This is a genomic window from Cupriavidus sp. UYPR2.512 (assembly GCF_000379565.1).
In the GTDB taxonomy this organism is placed as follows: Bacteria; Pseudomonadota; Gammaproteobacteria; order Burkholderiales; family Burkholderiaceae; genus Cupriavidus.
This window is the reverse complement of record NZ_KB902935.1, coordinates 1-5,259: the sequence shown is the minus strand read 5'-3', so window position 1 is coordinate 5,259 and position 5,259 is coordinate 1. Positions and strand designations below refer to the sequence as shown.

Sequence of the window (5,259 nt, the reverse complement as noted above, 5' to 3'; positions counted from 1 at the left end):
CAGCGTTAGTCTGGTTCGTGAACTGATCGAAAAAGCCTGCACAAAAACCGGACTGAAAGTTACTGCTGACATTCTTGACGGAGTCTATGAAGCCGGACGGACAGTCACTCGTTGCGTCCGTGCTTCACTGAACATCGAGTACGACTCAACCTTGCCTGCGTGGAACTACAGCATCCGCTCACGGAACGCCGCATAGCGGGAAGTTATTTCGAGCACGTTCCTAAGCTACCGATCACCGCCGGCGAGCGTGAACGCGTGCACCAGGGCCTCACCACTGGCGGTCAGCGCCGGCGTGAGATTGCAGGTGCGCTGCGGTGGCGTACAGACGGTCGCTGCGCAAACCGTTAAGAGCAAGCTTGGTGGGCCGGGTGGGGTTCGAACCCACGGTGGGAATTCCGGCGGATTATGAGTCCGCTGCCTGCAACCAACACGGCGTCCGGCCCTGTGCGCGAGATCTTACCCTGAAGTTCGCACAGTCGCCATTGCCGCTTCTCGATTTCCGTCGGACCACCCGCAGATTTCGGCCAGAGGAACGATTTCCACCTTCGCATCTGCCAACTACTGCCGAACTCAGAGGCTAAGTCCGAGGCCGTCGCCGAGGTTGGCTGCCAGCGCCGACAAGCTCTGGCAGAACTTGCGCTTCTCCTCAGGCACCCCTGGCTGGGCGGCAATCCATCCCTTGAACAAACAGAACGACTCTGGAGAGATCGCTGTCAGGCGCTCCATAACTCCCGTTTTGGTAAAGACTATCTGCTTACCCGACCTCCACACAGGAGCTTGGTGATCCCATATGACATGGCTGCCCCGCTGTCATCCGCAATCGTGGTGGCCAGCGTCGTTTCCGGCGTGTTCCCTTGCACCGCGCCGATGATATCGACAACGAATCCGACTTCGTTTCGCCCTCGCACGCAGGCCTCCATCTTGGGGGCGAGTATGAAGGTCGGGTCCACTGCCTGGAGTGCGTGCAGGATGACCGCCTCCCCGATGGGCTTCGCTGTAATGAACTGAACACGCTTGTTGTATAGCCCGAGTCTGACGGCATCCTCGATGCTGTAGCCTGCGGCGGACGCATAAACAAGGATTGCGTAGTTCCCTATCACGGAGATCTTCTCCGCGAAGCCCGCGCTGCGGAACGCCTCCAACAACTGAACCAGAATCTGTGGGGCATTCCCGGGTGCGTAGGCGGAAATCTCGGTTTCGGTTCGCTTCAGTTCCATCCGCTTGTCCGCGGCGCGGCCTGGGCGGGTCTCCCCCAGATCTTCAGCGCGCCAGGCGGCCTCCCATTCCGCAAAGCGCTGTCGTGCAATGACGTACTGCTCCGACTCCAAGCGCTCCAGATGGCGTATTTGGAAGCCGCCGCATTGGAATTTGCCACGCCCATATGAAGCACTCGTTTGCTCTTTGGCCTCCTTCGCACTCGCAAAGTCGTGAGCCACTTCGCGGGCCCGCTCGGGTGAGTGAGCGGGCCTCGTCGGACGCTCTTGTGTTGATTCCTTCTTCGCAGGCGCTGCCGGCCGCGGCTTGATGAGCGGTTCGCGGCCGGCAAACCGGCGTAGGTGATCGAGCTGCTCTTCGTCGAACGGCCCCTTCGGAAGAGTCAAGACCACCTTCGCGATGGCGTCTCCCGTCCGGCCAGTCTTGGCATCGCGTAAGCCTTTGCCGGCAAAGCGCAACGACTTGCCACTGCCCGTATTCGGTGGCACTTCAACCTCATACGTCCGTCCCACGATATCGATGGTGGTTTTGCCTCCGAGCCATGCCGTGATGCAATCCATCTTCACCTCGCAGTGGACGTCGAGACCCTTCAGGTATGTCGATCCGGACTTCACTACCCGGATTTCGCAGAGCAGGTCCCCGGCCGCGCCACCGAACTCCCCGGGCATGCCGCCACCGACGGCACGCAGGATGCGACTGGCCGGCGTGTTCGGCGGCACCTCGATGTTGAAGTGCTTGGTCTGTTTGAGAGTACCTTTCCCTTTGCACGCGCTGCAGCGCCAATCCACCCCCGACCCCTTGCATTTGCTACACGTACGCTGCCCCCAACCATCCGCTGAAGGATGCCACCCGTCACCGTCGCACTTTTCACAGGCTACGGGCGAGTCGGTTTCACCTGAACCCCTGCAATATGGGCATGTGTCTTCAACTTTGACTGCGATGGTTGCCTGGCCACCACGGATCGCCGTGTCAGCGTCGATCGACGCCTTGCAGCGGATGTCCTCGCCTCGTACCGGCGGTGGTCTGGATTGACGGCGCCTCCGCTGGCTCTTGTGAAACTGCTGGCGAAAGAGGTCTTCGAAATTAGAGTCGCCTTCGTCCGACCCGGTCCACCACGGATTCCCGCTACGGGTCGCGCCATTGCCTAGGTCGTACTCCGCGCGCTTGTGGGCGTCGCCAAGGATGCGGTTAGCCCTCTCGATCTCCTTGAATTTCTCCTCGGCTTGCTTCTTTTCCAGGGCAGACTTGCCGTGCTGTCGGTCGGGATGAAATTTCATCGCGAGCCGCCTGTAGGCCGCTCGGATCTCCGCCTCGGTCGCGCTAGGCGAAACGCCGAGAGTGCAGTAGTAGTCGATCATCACCGGCTATTAGATTCACCTCGCTCATGGTCTGCGGGCCGGGACTGTGCTTCGGCAATCGAGAAGGCGGACCGGCACAAAAGATACCACTACCGGTTCATCACGGCGGACGCACAAGGAAATATGTAACGATTGCGCCACTTAATCAGACTCTTGGATCGCGGGTTCAACTCCGTGTGCGCGCATGATTAGTTCGCCTCATGCGTCCCGCTTTCAACGCTCTACCCCGCCTTTAACGTGCGCAGCGCTTGTGAGTTCCCCCCGCCGAGCAACGCATCTGACTTAAAGGGCAACGCCTTGCGCTCAAGACCACATCGAATCGGCGGATCCGCCGCCCCTCGTTCAATTGTCTGCTCGCTGCGTGACAATTTTCTCGGCTGGCAAAAGAACTGCTGGGAAAAATGGCTCCTAATCCTGTATTGCGTGATGTTTATATCGCCGTATCCTGCTCAGGTAGGCCTGCTACCACCCGCGCCCCTCCCCTGGTGAGCGCGGGTTCATTTTTGCGAACAAATGAACAGCACGGCGAAGGATGGATTGCCGACAACGGCAAGCTTGCGGATCCGGAGTGTGGTCGGCGCCGAAAGGTGTTGCCCGATTTCTTCTTGGACGTTCTGCGGCTCTCCTCCATCGGATCGAGAGCTGTTTTTTTGTCGCGCTACTATCTGGCAACCGGCGCGTCCAACTTTCCGAGGGCAGTCGCCGCATGCGCGATCGTCCCCCGGATCTGCGGGTGTCATGCCGACTTGCGGGCGGTCTGACCCTCGTGCGCAATCCGGAAGCGCGCCGGTCGTTTGCCCCGTCCGCTGGCGCCCAATAGAGCTGCCAGCGAACCTCAACCGCCGATCGAGCCTGTTTCGTCTTGATCCGGACAAGGCGGGGAGCCGTACAAGAAGTCTCCGTCGATCGTGGCCACCGCGCACGCACCGAGACCGAAGAATTGGCACGGTCCTGTGCTCGGATAAACCGTGGATTCATGGTGATGGCCGTGGAAAGCGCGTTTCACTCTCATTGCTTCGATGAGCGTGTCAATCGCCTCGAATCCGTGTGGGTGACAAGCCGGAGCCTCGTGGCTGACCAGGACATCCGCATGCTGATTCAATAGCGCGTTGTACGTCTGCGGGAAGATCGTGCTGCGATGACGCCGCGGCAGACCGCCCCGCCAGTAGTTCCCCGTTCCACATTTGGCAAGATAGTCAAACTCGCTCTCTACGCGCGAGGTTTCCGGCGGCATCCAGACCTGGCCGCGAAAAATTTCCCCTAACCCGGCAATCCGAAGGCCTGCGATCGTGACCACCCGCCCATCCAGGTTCCGGTCGGCCAGGCCCGAACCGAACAGGTTGTCGTAGTCGGCATCGCTGTCGGTGTCGTGATTGCCGGGAATCCACCACACCTGCGTCAGGGGAAGGATGCTGGCGAGCTCATCATCCAGTGGGCGCCTGGCCTGGATGTCGCCAGCGAGCACTACCGCCGCGGGGCGGTGACGGTGGACGCTTTCGATCAGCGGGCCGAACTCGCCATGAGGGTCGCCGCAAATGAATACATGGCCTTCAAACATCGGTCGTTCGAATAGGTGAGTTGGTTTGAGTGGAACAGTCAAATCGATGAGATGACCGTGGGCAGCTGGCGGGGTAAGCGCCGCCACGCATCTCGGCTACGATGTGGGCGATCGCACCCCGTATGGCCTTGTGGAGTCGCACTTGACGAATGGTGCAAGCTCCGCTCGGCATTCCTCTGGTACCCGGGTTCTCTTTGAATGATCACCATTTACCTGATCAGGAGGCTGTGGAATGCGTAACCGCGACTGCGCCACGCAAGACTGCAGCCATCCAGTATAGGTTCTTCAGTCAAAGCCGCACGCCAGAAGACAAGACCTGACGAAGTCAACCGCCCCCGCTTACAATGTTGCTTTGCAACATGAATCCGGACCGGAGAAGCGAGCGAATCGCCACAGCGTCCTACCAGCAGGGAGGCGGCAATGGCGATAGCTTTGGCTGCGACCAAAGGCGAAGCACTCAAGCTTCTGGAAACAGAAGGCGTCACGGTCGTGGATTTGGACTACGAGTCAGGATGGCAGGATGCGATTGAACTTGGCAGGCTGGGCGAAAAGCTTGGCAAACGTGTCCAGTATCGCACCCATGAGAGTATTGCCGTCAGCTCGCCCGCGGCATTGGTTGCGGCATTGGTTGCGGGACTGAGTCGTCCAAAATTGACGTTCCGTCAGCGCAATCTTTACTGCCAATTTGAGCTCACCCTGCTGCCAGCGGCTGACTTGGAGCGCCTGGAGGGAAAAGCGGAAAAGCTCGGGGACTACATCCTCGCTGGACATCTCACGAGGGATGTCGATGCTGTGTGGACGGAGTGACCGGAAGTCCAAACACATCAGCGCCATGATGTCGCGCCCTGATTCGGCACGTTAGGGATAACGCTTATCTCGCATATAGACATGGTTACCCGCTCGCGGATTGCCCGTCGTCGTGGCAGCAGCTACCATGCCTCAAGATGGCGTGGTTCATCCCGGCGTTACACAGGCAGGGCAGAAATGAAAGTGCGGGATAATGTGGCCCACTTTAATTTCGGCGTCCCCATGACTTCATCCGTCTGCCCTGTTTCCGTAAAACCGGCTGGCTGCGACCGCAAGATGATGGCCGTTCGCGCCCTGGCGGGCGCTGAACCCGTCAGCGCC

General features: G+C 59.7%; 4 protein-coding genes and 1 tRNA gene. 2 read left to right on the top strand and 3 right to left on the bottom strand.

The window, feature by feature from the left end:
* The coding region (locus A3A5_RS41355; RefSeq protein ID WP_369797773.1) for a hypothetical protein at nucleotides 1-196 on the top strand (196 nt) is incomplete at its 5' end.
* A gap of 161 nt (nucleotides 197-357) precedes the next feature.
* On the opposite strand, the gene A3A5_RS0112230 is transcribed toward A3A5_RS41355, so the two are convergent.
* The 3 genes from A3A5_RS0112230 to A3A5_RS38350 form a co-directional block, all read right to left on the bottom strand.
* A tRNA-Ile gene (locus A3A5_RS0112230) sits at nucleotides 358-443 on the bottom strand.
* A gap of 303 nt (nucleotides 444-746) precedes the next feature.
* The gene (locus tag A3A5_RS0112220; protein ID WP_018310856.1) at nucleotides 747-2,573 is read right to left on the bottom strand and encodes a DnaJ C-terminal domain-containing protein; all 1,827 of its coding nucleotides are present in this window, start codon (nucleotides 2,571-2,573) and stop codon (nucleotides 747-749) included.
* A gap of 835 nt (nucleotides 2,574-3,408) precedes the next feature.
* Nucleotides 3,409-4,131, bottom strand: a complete 723-nt coding sequence (locus A3A5_RS38350; protein WP_018310855.1) for a metallophosphoesterase — start codon at nucleotides 4,129-4,131, stop codon at nucleotides 3,409-3,411.
* A gap of 420 nt (nucleotides 4,132-4,551) precedes the next feature.
* Here A3A5_RS38350 and A3A5_RS0112210 point away from each other — a divergent pair, with 420 nt between their 5' ends.
* Nucleotides 4,552-4,938: a hypothetical protein gene (locus A3A5_RS0112210; RefSeq protein ID WP_018310854.1), complete on the top strand. Its 387-nt coding sequence runs from the start codon at nucleotides 4,552-4,554 to the stop codon at nucleotides 4,936-4,938.
* Nucleotides 4,939-5,259: the final 321 nt, after the last annotated feature.

What these genes read in the sequence shown, in the direction of transcription:
- A3A5_RS0112220 (WP_018310856.1), bottom strand. Translation starts at nt 2,573, where the DNA reads ATGATCGACTACTACTGCACTCTCGGCGTTTCGCCTAGCGCGACCGAG.
- A3A5_RS38350 (WP_018310855.1), bottom strand. Translation starts at nt 4,131, where the DNA reads ATGTTTGAAGGCCATGTATTCATTTGCGGCGACCCTCATGGCGAGTTC.
- A3A5_RS0112210 (WP_018310854.1), top strand. Translation starts at nt 4,552, where the DNA reads ATGGCGATAGCTTTGGCTGCGACCAAAGGCGAAGCACTCAAGCTTCTG.